General features: G+C 71.8%; 18 protein-coding genes. 10 read left to right on the forward strand and 8 right to left on the reverse strand.

Going from position 1 to position 18,719, the window contains the following annotated elements; all coding sequences use genetic code 11:
- The first annotated feature begins 31 nt into the window (after window positions 1-31).
- From NJE57_RS15500 to NJE57_RS15510, 3 genes are all read left to right on the forward strand, one after another.
- Window positions 32-919, forward strand: coding sequence for a hypothetical protein (locus NJE57_RS15500; protein WP_319029416.1), 888 nt, complete (start codon window positions 32-34; stop codon window positions 917-919).
- Window positions 912-2,546, forward strand: a complete 1,635-nt coding sequence (locus tag NJE57_RS15505) for a GMC family oxidoreductase N-terminal domain-containing protein (protein WP_319029417.1) — start codon at window positions 912-914, stop codon at window positions 2,544-2,546. The genes NJE57_RS15500 and NJE57_RS15505 overlap by 8 nt, the downstream gene beginning before the upstream one ends.
- Window positions 2,547-2,771: 225 nt before the next feature.
- Entirely contained in the window at window positions 2,772-3,758 is a 987-nt protein-coding gene (locus tag NJE57_RS15510; RefSeq protein WP_319029418.1) for a linear amide C-N hydrolase, read from the forward strand.
- Between the two features lie 37 nt (window positions 3,759-3,795).
- Here NJE57_RS15510 and NJE57_RS15515 read toward each other — a convergent pair whose 3' ends face one another.
- Complete coding sequence (locus NJE57_RS15515; protein WP_319029419.1) at window positions 3,796-4,665, reverse strand: oxygenase MpaB family protein; 870 nt, start codon at window positions 4,663-4,665, stop codon at window positions 3,796-3,798.
- 167 nt (window positions 4,666-4,832) lie between these two features.
- Between NJE57_RS15515 and NJE57_RS15520 the strand changes: the two genes are divergently transcribed.
- The 4 genes from NJE57_RS15520 (at window position 4,833) to NJE57_RS15535 (ending at window position 8,486) form a co-directional block, all read left to right on the forward strand.
- On the forward strand, window positions 4,833-5,636 hold the full coding sequence (locus NJE57_RS15520) for a siderophore-interacting protein (protein ID WP_319029420.1): 804 nt from the start codon (window positions 4,833-4,835) through the stop codon (window positions 5,634-5,636).
- A 104-nt stretch (window positions 5,637-5,740) separates the two neighbouring features.
- Complete coding sequence (locus tag NJE57_RS15525) at window positions 5,741-6,721, forward strand: ABC transporter substrate-binding protein (protein WP_319029421.1); 981 nt, start codon at window positions 5,741-5,743, stop codon at window positions 6,719-6,721.
- Entirely contained in the window at window positions 6,718-7,692 is a 975-nt protein-coding gene (locus NJE57_RS15530; RefSeq protein WP_319029422.1) for an ABC transporter permease, read from the forward strand. The genes NJE57_RS15525 and NJE57_RS15530 overlap by 4 nt, the downstream gene beginning before the upstream one ends.
- 2 nt (window positions 7,693-7,694) lie before the next feature.
- Window positions 7,695-8,486, forward strand: a complete 792-nt coding sequence (locus NJE57_RS15535) for an ABC transporter ATP-binding protein (RefSeq protein ID WP_319029550.1) — start codon at window positions 7,695-7,697, stop codon at window positions 8,484-8,486.
- Between the two features lie 14 nt (window positions 8,487-8,500).
- Here the strand turns inward: NJE57_RS15535 and NJE57_RS15540 are convergent, their stop codons facing one another.
- From NJE57_RS15540 to NJE57_RS15565, 6 genes are all read right to left on the reverse strand, one after another.
- Complete coding sequence (locus NJE57_RS15540; RefSeq protein ID WP_319029423.1) at window positions 8,501-9,358, reverse strand: glycosyltransferase family 2 protein; 858 nt, start codon at window positions 9,356-9,358, stop codon at window positions 8,501-8,503.
- The gene (locus tag NJE57_RS15545; RefSeq protein WP_319029424.1) at window positions 9,355-10,482 is read right to left on the reverse strand and encodes a hypothetical protein; all 1,128 of its coding nucleotides are present in this window, start codon (window positions 10,480-10,482) and stop codon (window positions 9,355-9,357) included. The genes NJE57_RS15540 and NJE57_RS15545 overlap by 4 nt, the downstream gene beginning before the upstream one ends.
- Window positions 10,479-11,579, reverse strand: a complete 1,101-nt coding sequence (locus NJE57_RS15550) for a glycosyltransferase (RefSeq protein ID WP_319029425.1) — start codon at window positions 11,577-11,579, stop codon at window positions 10,479-10,481. Before NJE57_RS15550 ends, NJE57_RS15545 begins: the two co-directional genes overlap by 4 nt.
- A gap of 158 nt (window positions 11,580-11,737) precedes the next feature.
- Window positions 11,738-13,072, reverse strand: a complete 1,335-nt coding sequence (locus NJE57_RS15555) for a glycosyltransferase (protein WP_319029426.1) — start codon at window positions 13,070-13,072, stop codon at window positions 11,738-11,740.
- A gap of 11 nt (window positions 13,073-13,083) precedes the next feature.
- Window positions 13,084-14,100, reverse strand: coding sequence for a hypothetical protein (locus NJE57_RS15560; RefSeq protein WP_319029427.1), 1,017 nt, complete (start codon window positions 14,098-14,100; stop codon window positions 13,084-13,086).
- Window positions 14,097-14,963 carry a WcbI family polysaccharide biosynthesis putative acetyltransferase gene (locus NJE57_RS15565; protein ID WP_319029428.1) on the reverse strand — a complete coding sequence of 289 codons (867 nt, stop codon included), beginning with the start codon at window positions 14,961-14,963 and terminating at the stop codon, window positions 14,097-14,099. The genes NJE57_RS15560 and NJE57_RS15565 overlap by 4 nt, the downstream gene beginning before the upstream one ends.
- A gap of 93 nt (window positions 14,964-15,056) precedes the next feature.
- Here NJE57_RS15565 and NJE57_RS15570 point away from each other — a divergent pair, with 93 nt between their 5' ends.
- Entirely contained in the window at window positions 15,057-16,226 is a 1,170-nt protein-coding gene (locus NJE57_RS15570) for a glycosyltransferase (protein ID WP_319029429.1), read from the forward strand.
- Window positions 16,227-16,320: 94 nt separating this feature from the next.
- On the opposite strand, the gene NJE57_RS15575 is transcribed toward NJE57_RS15570, so the two are convergent.
- The gene (locus NJE57_RS15575) at window positions 16,321-16,998 is read right to left on the reverse strand and encodes a DNA alkylation repair protein (RefSeq protein WP_319029430.1); all 678 of its coding nucleotides are present in this window, start codon (window positions 16,996-16,998) and stop codon (window positions 16,321-16,323) included.
- Window positions 16,999-17,101: 103 nt separating this feature from the next.
- Between NJE57_RS15575 and NJE57_RS15580 the strand changes: the two genes are divergently transcribed.
- Window positions 17,102-17,536: a pyrimidine dimer DNA glycosylase/endonuclease V gene (locus tag NJE57_RS15580; protein WP_319029431.1), complete on the forward strand. Its 435-nt coding sequence runs from the start codon at window positions 17,102-17,104 to the stop codon at window positions 17,534-17,536.
- Between the two features lie 3 nt (window positions 17,537-17,539).
- A complete protein-coding gene (locus tag NJE57_RS15585; protein ID WP_319029432.1) occupies window positions 17,540-18,676 on the forward strand; it encodes an alpha/beta hydrolase in 1,137 nt (378 codons plus the stop codon).
- Window positions 18,677-18,719 lie beyond the last annotated feature (43 nt).

The following is an 18,719-nucleotide window of genomic DNA, read 5'->3' on the forward strand; positions in this document are numbered from 1 at the left end:
TTGCTTTCCTCCCCTAAAGAAAGGCCGGACCGTGGACCACTTCAACCGGAGGGCGTTCCTCACACGGGCGTCGCTATTCGGAACATTCGTCGGCGCGGGCGTCGCCCTGCCGGGAACACTGGGCGACTCGCTGGGGCCGGTGAGTCGCGCGAACGCGCAAACCGGAAGCAACGCCTTCGACGCGGTCGAGGCCTTCTCCCTCGACACCATGCGGGGCCTGTGCGTGATGGTCATGCCCGGCCCGGACGAGTGGTCACGGCAACAGGGCACCCCACGTACCGACCCCGGTCCCATCGAGGTCAGTGGCGGCGAGTTCATGAAGGACCTCTTCGACAACTACCTGGGCATGGGCGACCAACTCGCCCGCCCGCTCGCCCTGGGGATAGCCCAGGCGCTCTCGGATCTGGGCATCCAGACGGGGCCCTTCCTCGGACTGAGCGAACCCGAGGGCCGCCGGATCGACCAGCTGCTCGGGTACGTCTACAGCAACCGGGTCCTCCCCCTGTCCCTCCCCGTTGCGCTCCTGCTCAACACGGGCGCGCTGCTCGTCGCCCCGCAGACGATCGTCGGCCCGCTCGGCTCCCCGTTCTCCCGGCTCTCCCTGCCCGACAAGCTCCGGGTCCTCGAGGGGATCGAGGGCTCGGTGCCGCAGTTCGTCTCGATCATCGACGGCGCGCTGCCGGTCCCGCTGCGCGGGACGGCCTCCGGGTTCCTGAAGTTCGCCGGCGGCATCCTCCTCGAGGGGACGACCTTCGGCGTGTACTCGGAGCAGCACAACTACAACCCCGTCACCAGGACGGTCGAGCCACGACCGGTCCCCTGGGACCTCACCGGCTACCGGCCGAACGGCCTGGTCGACGGTCACGACGAGTTCATCGGCTACTACCAGAATCGGACGGAGGTGCCGGCAGATGCGTGATGTCATCGTCATCGGCGCAGGAGGCGGCGGACCGGTCGTCGCGGCGGAGTTGGCCGGACGCGGGCTCGACGTCCTGGTCCTCGAGGGCGGTCCCGGCCATGCCGACCCGGAGACCCAGTGGTCGCACGCGGAGAACGACGCCAACAACCCGAACAACGGCTTCCTCCGGTTCGGCCCCGAGGACCGCTCCGAGCCGGCGTGGTTCCGGGAGTGGACCACCAACATGTTCGTCTGGCAGCTGTCCGGCGTCGGCGGGACCACCCAGCACTACTACGGCAACAGCCCTCGCCCCATGCCCGGCGTCTTCCGCGGCTACACGGGAGCGGACGCCGCGGAGTACGACACCGGGCACCTCTTCCCGTTCACCTACGACGAGCTCGTGCCCTACCTCGAATGGGTCGAGGCCACGCTCCCCATCGAGACCGCCGCGATGGGGACCAAGGAGGCGCTGACCTTCCGGGGCTGCGAGAACTTCGGACTACCCCTCCAGACCTCCAGGAACATCACCCGGAACGCCTTCCGCCCTCAGCAGAACGCCATCCTCCAACCCGGGGGGACCGCCGGCACGACCGACCGTTCCGATCTGCTCGCCTACCCGCAGGCCACCGGCTGCACCTTCTGCGACCACTGCTTCCAGGGGTGCTACTTGCCCCGACAGGCGCCACGGAACCAGTTCGCCAAACGCTCGACCGACAACAGCTACGTCCCGCTCGGACTGGCCGCCGACGCCGTCCGACCCGGCGGGCGGGCCTTCGAATTGCTGGCGAACAGCTTCGTGCAGTCGATCCGCCACGAGCAGGAGGGCGCGCACACGGTGGCCCGGGGGGTGACGTGGCGCGACAACGCCACCGGGGAGATCTTTTCCGAGGACGCCCGGGTCGTGGTGCTCGCCGGTGGCGCCACCGAGAGTCCCCGACTGTGGTTCAACAGCGGGCTCCCCAATCCCAACGACTGGGTCGGTCGGGGGCACACGGACCACTTCTTCGACTGGGTGGTGGGCAGTTTCGATGAATACACCGGGAACTCGAAGGGCGCCAACTCCTCGGCGCGCATGGACTTCCCCGGACGGGGCGGGATCGAGAACGTCGGGTTGGGGCCGGCGATCCAGGCCTTCGCGCTCTCCCTCTCCGACTCGGGCTCCCGCGGCTACTATAACAACGGCCGCGGTTTCACCGGCCCCTGGGACGGGCCGGCGGGTCGCCTGGTGGGCAACGAGCTCAAGGACCTGATGATGGGCGGGATCGACAACATGCTCAACTTCCTCGTGATCACCGACGATCACGTGGAACCGGGCAACCGCGTCACCCCGTCACTGTTCCCGGCCGACGAGAACGGGGCACCCGCGAAGATCGACATCTCGCTGCGTCACCGCAAACGCCGCACTCTCGAGAACCGGGAGTTCATGGTCCGCCGCGCGGCCGAGATCATGCGCGCCGCCGGTGCGAAGAAGGTCTACCGGCTCGACTGGGCCCCCCTGCTCCTGCACGTGCACTCGTCGATGCGGATGGGCGAGTCCGACCAGAACTCGGTGCTCGACGGCAACGCGGAGGCCCGGTGGGTCAAGCGGTTGTTCATCTCCGACAACTCGGCGCTGGCCAACTCGCTCGGCGGCCCAACCCCACGCTGACGACCCAGGCGATCGCGACCCGCACGGCGGAGAAGATCTTCCAGATGTACTTCGGCGGGGACTCGTGGGTGGACAAGGAAGCCCCGATCGTGAGCACCGACGGCAGGATCTCCGCCCGGATGAACGCGATGGGCCTCTAACCGCGGGCCCGGTTCGCGACCCGATCCCGGCTGGGCGGTGATAGCTTTTCTTCATCTTCACTCGACGGTGCGGGAAGGCAGCCCTATGTGCACGCGAACTCTCTGGTCCCCGAACCGGGAACTGGTCCTTGCCGGCCGCACCATGGACTACGGGGTGGATCTGCGGACCAACCTGTGGGCGTTTCCCAGGGGGATGGCCCGCGACAACGGCGTGGATGACACCCTTCGCTGGACCTCGACGTACGGCAGCGTCGTGGCCGCCGCCTACGACCTGGCGAGCACGGACGGGATCAACGAGGCGGGCCTGGCCGGCCACCTGTTGTGGCTCGCGGAGTCCGACTACGGCGATCGCGATCCCGCACGTCCGGCCCTGAGCGCCTCGGCATGGGTGCAGTACTTGCTGGACAACTTCGCGACCGTCGCCGAGGCAGTCGCCTGGATGAGGCAGTCCCGGGTCCAGATCCGGACCTCGGGAGATCCGGTCACCAGTGACACCGTGACCGTCCACCTGGCGCTCGACGACCGCACCGGTGACTCCGCCATAGTCGAGTACATCGACGGCGAACCCCACATCTGGCACGACCGCTCCTACGCGGTGATGACGAATTCACCGCCGTTCGCCGAGCAGCTCGAGCGACTCCGCGAGATCAAGGGCTTCGGCGGGGACCGTCCGCTCCCCGGCGGAAACGACGCCGATGAGAGGTTTGCCCGCGCGGCGTTCTACCTCGAGCATCTGCCCGACCCCGCCGACCGCACGGAGGCCGTGGCGGAGATCCTGAGCGTGATGCGCAACGCCTCGCAACCGTTCCGCGTGCCGGATCCGGACCACCCGAACGCCTCCACCACGCTATGGCGGACCGTCACCGATCACGTCGACGGCGTCTACGTGTTCGAGAACACCCGGCGGCCCAACATCGTGTGGGTGCGCCTCGACAACCTCGACCTGTCCGAGGGGGCGCCGACCCGCAGACTCGACCTCGTCGCCGACCCCGGCCTCGAGGGCGGACTGGTCGGGGAGGTCAGTGGCCAGTTCGAGGAGTCGGCCCCGATGGAGTTCCTCCGCGCGACCTGACGACCTACCCGCGGCGTCCGGCCGCTGCGCGGCGCCGTCAGAAGACGCGGACGCCCAGGCGCCGGCGAACCCGCAGGTCCCAGAGGTTCAGGGTGTAGACCACGCGGAGCGGCCTGGAGAGCACCTTGTCGAGCGCGCCCGCGAGGGTGACCACGATCCGGCGGCGCCGCACATCGTGGTGGGTGATCGTCCAGTGCATCTCCTCACGGATGCGCTCGGGGACGGCGAACTTGGTCATGGACAGACTCCACGGCCCGAGGGTCTTGTGCGCGAGCGTCCCGAGCTGCCTCATCCGCACCTCGAGCACCCGGAAGTCGGCGATCGCCTGCAGGAAGTCGCGGACGGTGTCGTCGATACGGACGCCCTCGACGCCCTCGGCGAAGCGGCGCTCGTACTCGGCCCACGACGCCGGCCAGCGGGCCTCGGGGACGTTCAGCGTGGTTCCGAGCGGTCGCGCCAGGTCGATCACGTGGTCGAGTTCCACCTCAGTGAGCGGCCCGTGCACCATCTCCCACTGATCGATGTAGTACCGCACCAGGCACAGCGCCACCCACGTCTGCGAGCTCGAGGAGTTGGCGTCGTAGCGCACCGGGCTGGATTCGGTCGAGTAGACCTGCGCGTGGATCTGGTGGACGGCGTCATGGAAGAACTGCCGGTCCGCCTCGGTGCCCAGTGTCGCCACGGCGAGGTACTGCGCGGTGGTGCGGCCACGCTTGATCGGACGCAGGTCTGCTCGTCCCCGGTCCACCCGGCTCTCGACGACGCCGTACCCGACCGCGGGGTCGGCCAACTGCATCACCACATTGGCGGCGGGCAGCCAGAACCACAGGTGGGTGGACAGGTCCGGGAGGTGCCGGATCGCCCTCGGTTCCACATCCGTACCGGCGGATCGCGTTCCTCTGGCCATCGTCCCACTCCCTGTGCACTGCGGATGCGTCTCGCACACACAAACCGCGTCGGCGTGTCAGATCACATATATCCTACATCAGCCGCGCGGTAGTCGACACCCTCGGCCCTCGTCGCGCCCGGGAGGCGACCTGGCAGGATAGGGTTACCTAACTCGAGGAGGACCGCATGGCTCGCGACCGAAAGAACCCCACCCCCACCACCCTCACCGTGCTCCGGACCCAGACCGTGAGCCGCCACATGGTGCGCGTGGTCCTCGGGGGTCCGGGGTTCGACACCTTCGCCCCTCGTGCCGAGACGGACAGCTACGTCAAGCTCGAATTCCCCTCCGGGGACGAGACCGTGGTCCGCACCTACACCGTGCGGCGCGTCGACCCGCGGGCCCGCGAGATCTGGATCGACTTCATCGTGCACGGCGACGAGGGCGTTGCCGGCCCGTGGGCGCGCACGGTCTCACCGGGCACCACCGTCGCGGTCCGTGGCCCCGGCGGAGGCTACCGGCCCGATCCCGAGGCCGATTTCCATCTCCTCGCCGGGGACGAGACCGCGATCCCCGCGATCTCCGCCGCCCTGGAGACCCTTCCGTCCGACTCGGCGGGGGCGGTGTTCCTGGAGGTCGGGGGCGACGACGACGAAGTGGTGATCTCCGCCCCGGCGGGCGAGGAGATCACCTGGCTGCACCGCGGGGTCTCCTCCACTCAGGCCGCCCCCGGACGGATCGACGGCGATGCCCCGCTGGTCGTCGCCGTGCGGGAGATGCCGTGGCCCGACGGTGACGTCCAGGTGTTCGTACACGGCGAGGCGGAGACCGTGATGAAGCACCTGCGGCCCTACCTCCGCTCGGAGCGCGGCGTCCCGGCCCACCGGGCGTCGATCTCCGGATACTGGCGACGGGGTCGCACCGAGGAGGGTTTCCGCACCTGGAATCGCGAACTGGCGGAATCGGAGCCGGATCGGCACCCCGCCAGGTGAGTCACGGGCCGTGAGGTCGGAGTGACCCGGTACCCTCATGTGCCAGCACTGTTCCGACATCCGGCCCCTCACGTTCTACCGTGACCGTAGACAAGGCATGGCACATGGCATTTGCACGCGCGAAGCTCATCACCGGACTGGTCGCCACGTCGGCGCTCGTCCTCGCAGGTTGCACCAGTGACTCCGATGACGGCGCCTCAGGCGGCGGCGAGTCCTACAAGATCGGCATCAACCAGCTCGTCCAGCACCCCGCTCTCGACTCGGCCACCGAGGGCTTCAAGGAGGCGTTCTCCGAGGCCGGCGTCGAGGTGGAGTTCGAGGAGCAGAACGCCAACGGCGAGCAGGGCACAGCGCTGACCATCGCCCAGCAGTTCGCCGCCGACGATCTGGACCTCGCCCTGGCGGTGGCCACCCCCGCCGCGCAGGCCATGGCACAGAACATCACCGACATCCCGCTGCTGTTCACCGCGGTGACCGACCCGGTCTCCGCGGAGCTGGTGGACTCGATGGAGGAGCCGGGCGCCAACGTCACCGGCACCTCCGACGCCGCGCCGATCGACCAGCAGCTCGAGCTGCTCAAGCAGATCGTCCCCGACGCCGAACGCATCGGCATCGTCTACGCCTCCGGCGAGGTGAACTCGCAGGTCCAGGTGGACCAGGCCGAGGAGGCGGCCGGGCCGCTCGGACTGGAGATCGAGACCCAGACCGTCACTACGGTCAACGAGATCCAGCAGGCCGTGGAGGCGCTCGGCGACGTCGACGCGATCTACGTCCCCACGGACAACATGATCGTCTCCGGCATCGCCTCTCTCGTCCAGGTCGCCGAGGCCAAGCAGATCCCCGTGATCGCCGCCGAGGAGGGCACCGTCGAGGGCGGGGCCGTCGCCACGCTCGGCATCGACTACACCGAGCTCGGCCGCCAGACCGGCGAGATGGCGCTGCGCATCCTGCGTGACGGAGAGGACCCGGCCACCATGCCCGTCGAGACCGCGACCGAGTTCACCTACGTCGTCAACGAGGACGCCGCCGAGCGTCAGGGCGTGACCATCCCCGAGGACATCCTCGCCGAGGCTGAGAAGAAGTGATCGGGACCGTCGAGGTAGGCCTCATCTACGGGGTCATGGCACTGGGGGTCTACCTGACCTTCCGCGTGCTCAACTTCCCCGACCTCACCGTCGACGGCAGCTTCACCACGGGCGCCGCCACAGCGGCCATGGGCATCCTCGCCGGCTGGAACCCGGTGCTCGCGACCCTCGCGGGGTTCGTCACCGGGTTCCTCGCCGGCACGGTCACGGGATTGCTGCACACCAAGGGCAAGATCGACGGCCTCCTCGCCGGTATCCTCACCATGATCGCGCTGTGGTCGGTCAACCTGCGGATCATGGACGGCGCGAACATCCCGCTACTGCGCAGCGACACCGTGTTCACCCCCCTGCAGGACGCCGACCTGCTGGGCGAGTGGCCCGGAGTCGCGATCCTCGCGGTCGTGGTCCTGTTGCTCGGGTTGGTCGTCCTGTGGTTCCTCACCACCGATCTCGGTCTGTCCATCCGGGCCACGGGCGACAACGGCCCCATGATCTCCTCGTTCGGAGTCTCCACCGATTTCACCAAGACCCTCACGTTGGCACTGTCGAACGGCTTCGTCGGCATGTGCGGCGCACTGATCGCCCAGTACCGCGGATTCGCCGACATCTCGATGGGCATCGGCCTCATCCTCGTCGGCCTGGCGTCGGTGATCATCGGGCAGGCCGTCCTCGGGCAGCGCAAGTTGGTGCTCGCGGTGTTCGCCGTGATCCTGGGTGCCCTGCTGTACCAGCTCATCATCTTCGCGGCCCTCCGCGTCGGCCTCGACCCCAACGACATGAAGGCCGTCACCGCAGCGCTCGTGGTGGTCGCGCTGCTCGCGCCCAGGTGGAAGTCCATGGGCGGGCGGTTCGGCCGGAAGCCGACGACGACGAGCGCAGCCAACGACCGCGCCTCGGCCGGCACGGGGGCCGCCGTCGACCCCGCACCCGGGTCCGCGGGCACCGCCTCGACCGTTACCAAGGAGGCGTGACGATGCTGACCGTCACCACCGTGTCCAAGACCTTCTTCCCGGGCACGGTCAACGAGCGCACTGCGCTCGACCAGCTCAGCCTCACCCTGGCCGAGGGCGACTTCGTCACCGTGATCGGTTCCAACGGCGCCGGCAAGTCGACACTGCTCAACGCCGTGTCCGGGCGGCTCCTGGCGGACAGCGGCAACATCGAGATCGACGGGAAGAACGTCAACCGGCTACCCCAGTACAAGCGGGCCAAGTACGTCGGCCGCGTCTTCCAGGATCCGCTCGCCGGGACCGCCCCCAACCTCACCATCGAGGAGAACCTGTCACTGGCGTACCTGCGTGGGCGGCACCGAGGTCTCGAGCCGGGCCTGAGCAAGAAGCGGCGGGCGCAGTACGTCGAGCAGCTCGCCTTGCTCGAGTTGGGCCTCGAGGACCGGCTCACCGCCAAGGTCGGTCTGCTCTCCGGCGGGCAGCGGCAGGCACTGTCGCTGCTCATGGCCGGCTTCACCCAGCCGCGGATCATGCTGCTGGACGAGCACACCGCGGCGCTCGATCCGCAGCGCGCCGAGCTCGTCACCGCGCTCACCCAGCGGATCGTCGACACCGGCGGGCTCACCACGCTCATGGTCACGCACAACATGGAGCAGGCGATCCGGCTGGGTAACCGGCTGATCATGATGCACGAGGGGCGGATCGTCTACGAGGCGGACGCCGCGACCAAGTCCTCGCTCACCGTGCAGGATCTGCTGCGCGAGTTCACCAAGATCAAGGGCGCCACCCTCTCGGACCAGGCGTTCCTGGGCTGACCCGGGGCGAGGTGTCAGGCACCGGCCGGGTCGCCGGACGCGACCCATCCGTCGCCCTCGCGCCGGACCAGCCCCCTGCGCTCGAACTCCTCGAACCAGCCCGGGGCCGGCCACTCCCCCCAACGCTCGGCGTAGTGGGCGCCGTTGCGCAGCAGGTCCTCGAGGTGCTCCACCGGTGGGTCGGACACCGCGTGCCACCGGTGGTAGGCGTGGGCTCCCGCCACCAGCAGCACCGGCACCCGGCGATACAGCAGCCTGCGACCGAAGTCGGTGTCCTCGGCGCCGTAACCCGTGTACTGCTCGTCGAACCCGCCGAAATCCGTGCGCAGCCGCGCCCAGAGGTCGGCGTGCAGGGCGAAGGACAGCGACCAGAACATCCCGAACTCCTCCGGCTCCAGCCGGCGCATCCCCTGCTCCGGGAACGGACGCGCCGGGTGCGGATCGGTGAGTCCGCGCAGCTCGGCCGGGTCGGGGGCGCCGACGGACTCGGGTAGGTAGGTGACCGGGCCCAGCCCCACCGCATCGGACGGGAGTTCGCGGTACCGGGAACCCAGCGCCGGTCCGGGCATGCAGTCCACGTCCAGGAACACGAGCAGCTCGGCTCCGAGCTCCACCGCCCGGTCCCCGCCGAGGTTCCGGCAGCGGGCCACCGGCAGGTCCGGACCGGCGGGCAGCTCCAGTGGGTCCGCCCCGTCCTCGGCGAGTTCGGCTGCCAGCTCCGCGCTACCCGGTCGTTCGGGCAACACCACCACGTGGCGGGCGCCGGGCAGGTGCGCGGACAGCGCCCGGCGCTGGGAGCGTAGGTGCCCGGCCCGGCCGGGGGTGCACACGGTCACCACTGCCATCGACGGCGCGTGGAGGGCGGGCGTCATCGCGCGCCGACGCTCACGGAACTCGGCGCCCCCGCGGCCGGATCCGCCGACCCCGCGCCCGCGGCCGGATCCGCAGGCCGCGTTCCTGTCGACACCGCCTCCAGCACCGCCGCCAGCCTCCGGGCCGCGCCGTCGATCTCCCACGCCCGGCGCAGGCCCGACCCCGCCCCCGGACTCGACCGCGACCTCTCGAGGGTCCGGCTCACCGTTCGGACGAGGTCCGGCACGGAGGAGTCACGCGCCACCACCGCCCCGTGACCGAGGTGCTGAAGTCGCGTAGCGGTGTCGTCCTGCTCGGCGAAGGGGCGCTGCTCGGGGGCCGCCACCACGTGGGCGTCGGCGGCGGCGAGGTCGGCCACCGAGCTCTGGCCGGCGGCGCTGATCACCACGTCGGCGCGGCACAGCTCGGTCCACGGGTCCGCGACCCAGCGGCCTCCGGGTCCCCCGAGTTCCACCCACTCGACGTCGCGGAGCTGGTCGCGGACCGCGTCCCATCGCCGGTCCCGGTCGTCACCCCCGCTGCCCCGCAGGTGCAGGACGCGGGGTCGTCCGTGGCCCCGGTCGGCCGGATCAGGGTGGCGGGAGGCGAAGCGCGAGACCCCGCCCACTGCGATCAGCGGCCGATCCGCTCCGGCGGGAACGGGGGCGCCCGCCGACCGCGGCCAGCCGGCGACCAGCGCCGAGCACACCCCGTGCGCGAGGACGTGCGGCGGGTCGTCACGGCGGCCGGGGAGGACGGTGGAGACCACGGGGGTCCCGGTCAGCCGGGTGGCCAGCGTGACCTCGACGGAGATGTCCGTCCACATCACGGTGGGCCGGTGGCGGTCGATCCACCCGGTCAACTGCGCGGTCCGCTGCCGTAGTCCCGCATGGCCGAGCGGGGCCCAGTGCAGGCGGCCGCCGGCGCTCGGCTCGAGGGCCGTGTCGTCGGGCGCGGCCACCGCTCCCGGACCGTCGTGGTCCATGGGCAGGTGCAGCACCCGGATTCGCCCGGGGTCGGGGTTGACGCCGGCGGGCACGGTGGCGGAGGTCAGGATGGTGACCTCGTCGTCCAGTTCCGCGGCCACGGCGAACGCGCGCTGGAGGTGCCCGCTGCCGTGATGGTGCGCGTACACCCCGATCACGGGGCGGCCCCGACAGGAAGCCCTCTCAGTTGCGCCTCGACCCGGTCGATCCGTCTCTCATGGGAGAACGTCGCCGCGGCCGCGCGCGCGGTGGCCACCCGGTCGAGGGTCAGGGCCGCGGGGATGGCCGCGAACAGTGCGGTGGCGGGATCGCGACCCGGATCGACCAGGACCACGCCGGGCTGACCGCTGAGGATCTCGCGGATCCCGCCGCGAGCCAGGGCGACCACGGGGGTCCCGCAGGCCAGGGCCTCGACGGCGGTCAGTCCGAAGGGCTCCTCCCAGCACGGGGTCACCAACGCCACCGAGGCCCCGGCGACCAGCGGGACCAGCGCGTCGCGGCCGAGGGCCCCGTGGAAACGGACCGCGCTGCCCGCGTCCCGCAGTCGCGGCGCCAGGACTCTCCGCATGTACTGCTCGTCACCGATCCGGCCCGCCAGGTCCAGGGTCATGCCTGCCCGCAGGGCCGCGTCGACGGCCAGGTGTGGCGCCTTCTCGGGGACGATGCGTCCGCTCCACACCGCTCGCGGCGGGTTCGCGGCCGTGGCCCGCGGTCGCCAGATCCGCGTCTCCACACCGTTGGGGACCACCTCGGCCCCCTGCGGCACCCGCCACGAACTCAGGACGGAGTGGCTGACCGCCAGGACGTCTCCCGTCGCCTCGCCCACCCGGTCGAACGCCTCCTGCATCGGGCCGAGCCGCGGGCAGTGCAACGTGGTGATGAGGCGGGCGTCCAGGTCTGTGGCCCGGGTCAGCGGGACGTGGCTCAGGCTGTGGTTGAGGACCACGTCGAACCCGGAGCCGGCCAGGTGATCCATCAGACGGTGGAACTCGGCGGCGTCCGCCTCGTAGCCACCCGGCGGGTAGAAGCTGTCCCCGAAGCCCGTGACGCCGACCATCGAGGTGAACTCGAAGCGCGGATCGTGGCCCTCGCTGCCGGCGGCGGCGAACAGGGTCACGCGGTGCCTTCGCTCACGCAGCGCGGAGACCTCCTTGGCCACCACCACCTCGAGACCACCGGCGTACGGCTCCCTGATGGGGAACCGTGAGGGTCCGATCACCGCGATGGTCATCGGGTCGTCGTTCTGGGCGTCCACGGGCCCCCTCTCGGCTCGGTCATCTCGGCTCGGTCACTTCGTCTCTGGCACGCATTCCGGATACTCCGGCGGCCGGCCGTTTCTCCCCGAACTCAGATGGTGACCCCCCGGGGGGCCCGCCGCCACCGCAAGGGGTGGTCACGCCGCCGGAGGGCCTGTCACCACCCGCCGAGAACCCGTTCGAGCCGCACCCCCGCGCCGCCCGTCCCGAGGAGTCCGACCCCGACGTCCGAGGCCGCGATCGACTCCGGTGCGCCCGGGGTCTCGCCCCAGATCTGTTCCCGCGCCAACGCGCGCGAGGTGCGGACCTCCGCCAGGACGCGGCCCTCGTCGTCGACGGTGACGCTGCCCGTGGGTGGGCACAGTGCGCGCAACCGCTCCGGGTCGAGCGCCCCGAGCGCGCAGGGACGGTGGATGTCGACCAGGACCTCGGGACGACGACGAGGTCCCGCACCCGCCGGGCCCTCGGCCCACCACGGGCCGCGCGCGGTGAGCCGGACCCGGGGATCGGCGGCGAAGAGCTCGGCGATCACCGCGGCGTCCGGGGTGTCCGGGTCGACGGTCACGGTCACGTCCGCCCAACGCAGGAGCGAGGCGCACGTGGCCGCGTCGGCCCCGCTGCCCGCGTGGCCGGCGTGGACGTGTGCGGCGATGAGCGGGACCTCGAAGATCCCTCCGGCGGGCCGGGTGAGCGGGTTCGCGATGAGCGGGCCGAGGCGGGCGGTCTCGGCGTTCTTCTGCGCCATGTGCTCCGGGTCCTCCTCCCGGCCCGCCCAGTCCGGGCCGTCGTGCCAGGCCTGCGCCTCGGGGACGTAGCGCAGGCGGCCGCCGGCCTGCTCGCAGCGCCAGGCCAGGTCCCAGTCCTCGCCGCCGTAGCCGACGATCCGTGGATCAAACCCTCCGGCCAGATCGTAGAGCCGGCGGTGCAGACCGCACACCGCGGAGAGCACCCCGCGCCAGAGTCCCGCCCGCCACGCGCCCTCGCCGCGGGTCAGTCCGTCCGTCTCTGCGTAGAACGAGGCCGGCCACACCGGATCGGGGAGGACCTCGGCCACGTGCAGGTCGGAGTGGATGTCCGTGTCGAGGTCGATGTCCCCGCGGGGCCGGTCACCGCCCGGCTCGGCGAACCGCCCGTACCGGCGCCGGCCCACCACCAGCAGGTCCGGGTTCCGGTCGAGCGCGGCGAGCATCGCGGCCACGTACCCCGGCTCGGGGACCGTGTCGCCGTCGAGGAACAGGATCACCTCGCCCTTCCCGGCGCCGGCCCCCAGGTGGCGCGCCGCCGAGGCCCGGAAGCCGAGGTTCTCCTGCCGCACCACGGTGACCTCGGGCGGGACGGCCGGCGGGGTGGGTGAGCCGTCGTCGGCGACGATCACCCGCGGCGGCTCGGCCAGATCCGTCTGGGCATGCAGTGCTGCCAGGATCCGGTCGAGCATCGGCTGGTCCCGGTAGTACGGGATCACCACGTCCACGCTCATGTCGACCACTGTCATGTCGACCATTGTCACTTCGACCACCCGGCCCAGGCTCGCAGGTACGCCCGGCCCAGCTCCGCGAGCCCGGGTTCGGGCGGCTCGACGCGGGTCGGCGCGGGGTCGTCGAGCAGTCGTCGCAGGTCGCCGGCCAGGTCAGCGGCACCCGCGGAGCGAGGAACACCGGTGAGCAGCAGGGACCCGGGGCGCCGCTGGTGCATCTCGCGGGTGTACTCCGAGTCGCTGACGAGTGGGCGGCGCCCGGCGGCCGCCCAGGTGTTGAGGGAGCCCGACGCCGACACGTTGCGGAACAGTGCGACGGGCACGGTCACCTCACCGAGGACGTGGGCGAGCTCGTCGTCGTCGATCCTCCCGGTCAGCTCGGCCCGGCCCCCGGCCGCCCCCACCGTGTCCACCGCCGCGCGCACGTAGTCCTCGTGACCGTCGGCGGGCTGGCCCAACAGTCGTAGTGTCACGGCGTCGTCGCCCGCGGCCGCGAGCTCGGCGACCGCCTCGGCCACCACGTCCACCGCCTTTCCGGGGTGCAGGAAACCGAACACACCCACCGACCGCTCGTCCGGGGTCGACCCGCCGGTTCGTCGGGCCGCGGCGCCGCCCAGGTCGGGGACGGCCAGGGGGATGACCACGTCGACGGCGATCCCCGCGTCCGCGCAGAGGTGGTGCTCGTGCTCGGAACTCACCACCACCAGTCCCGCCACCGCCGCGATGCGCCGGTAGACCCGCGTGCGTCGCCGACACCGCTCGGCGCCCTCGGCCGGCTGGGGGACGTCGTGCAGGGTCACGGCCACCGGGCGGTCCCGCGCCAGCGCCTCGATGGTCTCGGCCGCGCCGTCCGGTGTCGCGCCGAACAATGCGTCGGTGACGTGCAGGTGCACGGGTACGGCCGGGCGCGCGGCCAGGGTGTCCTGCAGCGCGACGACGTCCGGCACCTCGAGCACCTCGGTCCCGGCGGCGTGCGCGCACTCGACGGCGAACCGGGTGACCCCGTGCGCCGGCGGACCGAGGGCGATCGTCAGCGGGGCGCTCACCTGAGCCCCAGCAGTTCGATACGGGCGGCGTGCCTGCGCAGCCCCTCCTCCACCACGCCCGGGGTGGCGGCGTACCAGTCCAGGTGGGCCTCGACGACCTCTCGCGTCGGGACCCGGGCACCGCCGACCAGCCAGTCGCGCGGGCCGGTCGCCGGCAGCCCCAGCGCCTGCTCGACGGCGGGGTCCACGGGCGCCCTGGTGGCCCCGAGTGGCTCGCGATCCCCGATCACCGGTGCCGGTTCGATCATGCCCGCGGGCAGCTCGGCGAGGATGCGATCGAAGACCTCTGCCAGGGTGCGGCGGTCCGGGTGGTTGATCGTGTGCCAGCGGGGGATGCCCTCGAGCAGGTCCGAGGCGATCACCGTGCCGTGGGCCTGTTCGCGGGTGCGCAGCGCCTCGACCGACTCCCGCGCCGACGCGTGCGCCTGAGCGGGGTCGGGCGCGGCCTGGAGCACATCCCGGTCCCCGGCCGCGGCGGCCACGATCGCCCGCAGGTCGTGGTAGGGCGCGATCGGCGGGACCAACGAGCGGTCCTGCGGGGGCCGGATCAGGACCTGGTACGGGTGCAGCCCCGCGTACCGCAGGACCGGCACCAGGACGACCGTGGCCGAGGCCGGCAGCTGCGCCGCGAGTTGGCGGTGGCCGAGCGGCAGGCCGCGGTAGTCGTCGCGGACGGGCTGCACGATCAGCACGTCGGTGCGGGCGAGATCGGCGTGCAGATCCGGCAGGTCCTCGGCCGTCATCTCGTACACCGGCCGCACGTCCGTCACCGCGACCCCGGGGGCCGCGCGCAGCAGGTCGCGGTAGACGTCGGCCTGGCAATTGCCGATCACCATGACGGACGGGACATCGGTGGTGGTCACCGAGCTGAGGGTATGCAGGCTCCCGGGCCGCGGCAACCGGCGGACGTGGCCGCCGGCGGACGTGGCAGCTGGCGAACGTGACACCGTGGCGGGGTGAACCCTGGCTCCCCCTCCCCGGCGTTGCGGGTCCGATCGATCCCCGCCGGGCACGACTACGTCCGCCACGCGATCGGCCCGGCTGCCGGGGTCGTGGTGCTGGACGACCCGGTGCCGGACCCGGCCGAGCCCTCCCGCTGGTGGCCGCACCCGGTGCTCGAGGCCGCCGGGCGCCCCGAGGTGCTCGACGGAGCCGATCTGGTGCACGTGCACTTCGGTTACGAGCACCGCAGCCCCGCTCAGGTGTCGGAATTCGTCTCCGCGGTCCGGGCTCGCGGGGTGCCGCTGGTGGTGACCGTGCACGACCTGACCAATCCGCACGAGGCCGACCCGGCCGCGCATCTCGAGCGCACCGGGCATCTGGTGCGCGGGGCCGACGCGGTGATCACGCTGACCACGGGCGCGGCCGACGAGATCCGGCGCCTGTGGGGGGTGGACGCGCAGGTCATCGCGCATCCGCGGCTCATGCCGGCCGAGATAACCGAACCCCACCGACTCCGGCGGCTCGACCATCCCGGCAGCCGGGGTCGCCTCGAGCGCACCGGTGGGCGGCGGATCGTGGGCGTGGCGCTGGGCTCGCTGCGCGCCGGGGTCGCCGTCGAGGACCTGCTGCCGCAGCTCGCGCAGGCCCTCCCCGACGCCGCCGAGCTGGTGGTGATGGTGCGCGCCGACGCCCTCGCCGCCGCCCACGATCCAGGCCATGCCCGGCACGCGGCTGCACTCGCGCTGGATGCGGTCGCCGACCGCACGAACGTCGAGATCCGCTCACACGAGAAACTGACCGACGACGAGTTGTGCCGGGCCCTCTCCGGGTTCGACACCCTGGTCCTGCCCCACCGCCACGGCACGCATTCCGGCTGGTTGGAGCTGTGCCGCGACCTGGGGCTGCCGCCGGTCATCCCGGATGTCGGTTTCCTGACCGAGCAGTGGGGCGCCGGCGCGGGGACCTACGACCCGGCGACGCCCGCGGTCGGTGAACTGCGGCGAGCACTTGAGACCGCTCTCGAGAGCTCCCCGGTCCCCGCGCGCACCCCGGACGCGGAGGACTCGGCGGTCGCCGCCGCCCACGCCTCGACCTACACCACCGCCCGAACCACCGCCGCCCCTCGGCGCACCTCCGCCCCCCGGCGAGCGGTCGATCATCATCACGTTTCCCCAGGTGAGTGAGCCGGATCTCGCACATTTGCGACCATTCGCCGGGGGGCGGCGGCCGGGGGCGCCGAGGGGCGGCGCCGCGGGACGGCCGGGCGGAGCCGCGGGCTCAGCCCTCCTTGCGGCGGACCATCTCGCCGATCCACTCGGGCGCGTACGGCGAGGTGCATCCCGCGGGGGTCGGGTAATCGCGGAGCACCCCGAGGCGCTCGCCGATCTCCAGCGCGCGCCCCCGCAGCTCCGGGTGCTGGATCCCGATCTGCGCCAGGCAGGTGTTCATCTCCCACTGCAGTCGCTCGTGCGCGCCGGCCATCTCGGCCTCGATCCCGCTCAGCAGTCCCGGCAGGTCCAGCCCCTCGGGCTCCTTGACCACTCTGTCGGCAGTGAGCGCCCAGCCCGCGGCGGCGACCACCGGATCGGGATCGCCCAGCCACTCCCGGCGCAGTTGCTCGGCGTGCGGGCCCTTCATCACCACGTAACCGACCAGCCAGTCGTGCACCTTGCGGGTCCGGGCCTCGCGCAGCATCGCGTCCAGCTGGCCGGGCGAGAACTCCTTCGGTCGGCACACGAGCAGCGCCAGCAACCGCGCCGCCGAGTCGCCGGTCGCCCACAGCTCCAGCGCGAAGGGCTGGTTCTTCTTGATGCGTTTGGCCACCGCACGCAGCCTGGTCAGATTGACCGCGTGGTCGTCCCCGTGCCGCTCGTTGACCTCCCGGATCCTGGGGTCGGCCAGCTCGGCGAGCTCGGCCATCACCTCGTCGAGCGTCGGCGGCGTCGTCGTCGTCATCCCGGTCTCCTCGTCCGCACTATCGGTCCGCATTCCCGGTCCGCACGCTTGGTCCGGACTCTCGGTCCGCATCGCCCCACGCCCGCGGCCCTATACTCGCCGGATGCGCCTGTGGAGCATCCATCCCGACCTGCTCGACCGCGCCGCGCTGGTCGCCGGGTGGCGCGAGGGACTCCTGGCTCAGAAGGTACTCCGCGGGCTGACCGAGGGCTATCGCCATCACCCGCAGCTGGAGCGGTTCCGCACAACGCGCGACCCGGCCGCGGGGATCGCCACCTGGCTCCACGGCCTGGCCGACGCCGCCGACTCGCGCGGCTATCGCTTCGACCGCACCCGGGTGGCCCTGCCCGCGGGGCCCGAACGGCTCCCGCTGACCGACGGGCAGCTCGCGTCGGAATGGGTGCACCTGCGCGCCAAGGTCGAGGCGCGCGACCCAGGTTGGCTCATCCGACTCACCTCGCCGCGGCCCCACCCGATCTTCGACCTCGTCCCCGGCCCGGTCGCCGCATGGGAACGCTCACCCCACCCGGAGGCCTGACCCGTGCTGCCACTGCTCCTCGTCCCGCCCGCCCTCTCGACCGCTTTCGCGCTGGCCCCGGTCCGCAGGCCGTTCGCCGCTGCCGCCGCCGGCTGGGTGGTGAGCCTGCCCGCGCTGGAGCTCCCGGTGCACACCGGCATCGGCGTGGCGGCGGTGACGGCGGGCGCTCTGGCCGTCGGTCCGGTCACCACCGCGGACCGGGTGGGAACGGGGCTCGCGGCCCTGACATGCGGCGGGTTGGCCGTGGTGCTGGCCCGGCACCGCGCGGCGGCGCGGGTGCTGGACCGGGCGTTCGAGGGCTTTGCGGGGTCGGGCGCGGTCGATACGACGACGAGGACCACCGCCCGCAACCGGACGCCGTGGCCGACGGTGCTGCTGCGGCCGTGGCCGGTGCGGCCCCGCTCGATCCGGGCGCGGCGCGGACTCGTCTACGGCCCCGACCCCCGCGCGAACCGGCTCGACCTCTACACCCCGAGAGACGGTGGTCGGCCGCGCGGCGTGTTGATCCACATCCACGGCGGCCACTTCCGTGCGGGCGGCCCGAGCCGGGAGTCCCGCGCGATGCTGTTCGACCACGCCCTCCGTGGATGGGCCTCCGTCAGCACCACTTATCACCTGTCCCCCACGCCGGAGGCGGGCTTCCCACAGCACCTGGTGGACATCAAACGGCTCATCTACTGGATCCGGACCGAGGGTCCGCGACACGGCATCGGAGCCGATGCGCCGATCGTGGTGGCGGGCAGTTCGGCCGGCGCGCACATCGCCATGATGACCGCGCTGACCGCCGGCGACCCGCGCTTCCAGCCGGGCTTCGAGGAGGCCGACACGAGCCTCGCGGGGGCGATCGGGCTCTACGGTTACTACGGCCGGCTGGGAGCAGAGACGAAGGACATCTCCGACCCGGTGCGGCACCCGGCCGACGGTGCGCCGCCCGTCGCGGTCATCCACGGCACAGACGACATGTACACGCCGGTCAAGGGCTCGCGCAGGCTCGAGCGGCATCTGCGGGCCGGGTCGTCGAACCCGGTGTTCTACGCCGAGTTGCCCGGCGCACAGCACGGATTCGACGCCGTGCAGTCACCCCGGTACCTCGCGGTGGTCGCGGCGATCGCGCGGTTCACCGAACCACTCGCCGGGTGAGCGGGGTTACCGTGGATCACCACTGACCGTCCGAGCAGCATCG

Origin of the sequence: Dietzia sp. PP-33 (assembly GCF_033790845.1) — a bacterium.
Lineage (GTDB): Bacteria > Actinomycetota > Actinomycetes > Mycobacteriales > Mycobacteriaceae > Dietzia.

Bases quoted from the DNA above. Each gene is read 5' to 3' on its own strand.
- NJE57_RS15505 (WP_319029417.1), top strand. From the start codon at position 912: ATGCGTGATGTCATCGTCATCGGCGCAGGAGGCGGCGGACCGGTCGTC.
- NJE57_RS15510 (WP_319029418.1), top strand. From the start codon at position 2,772: ATGTGCACGCGAACTCTCTGGTCCCCGAACCGGGAACTGGTCCTTGCC.
- NJE57_RS15515 (WP_319029419.1), bottom strand. From the start codon at position 4,665: ATGGCCAGAGGAACGCGATCCGCCGGTACGGATGTGGAACCGAGGGCG.
- NJE57_RS15520 (WP_319029420.1), top strand. From the start codon at position 4,833: ATGGCTCGCGACCGAAAGAACCCCACCCCCACCACCCTCACCGTGCTC.
- NJE57_RS15525 (WP_319029421.1), top strand. From the start codon at position 5,741: ATGGCATTTGCACGCGCGAAGCTCATCACCGGACTGGTCGCCACGTCG.
- NJE57_RS15535 (WP_319029550.1), top strand. From the start codon at position 7,695: ATGCTGACCGTCACCACCGTGTCCAAGACCTTCTTCCCGGGCACGGTC.
- NJE57_RS15540 (WP_319029423.1), bottom strand. From the start codon at position 9,358: ATGACGCCCGCCCTCCACGCGCCGTCGATGGCAGTGGTGACCGTGTGC.
- NJE57_RS15555 (WP_319029426.1), bottom strand. From the start codon at position 13,072: ATGACAGTGGTCGACATGAGCGTGGACGTGGTGATCCCGTACTACCGG.
- NJE57_RS15575 (WP_319029430.1), bottom strand. From the start codon at position 16,998: ATGACGACGACGACGCCGCCGACGCTCGACGAGGTGATGGCCGAGCTC.
- NJE57_RS15580 (WP_319029431.1), top strand. From the start codon at position 17,102: ATGCGCCTGTGGAGCATCCATCCCGACCTGCTCGACCGCGCCGCGCTG.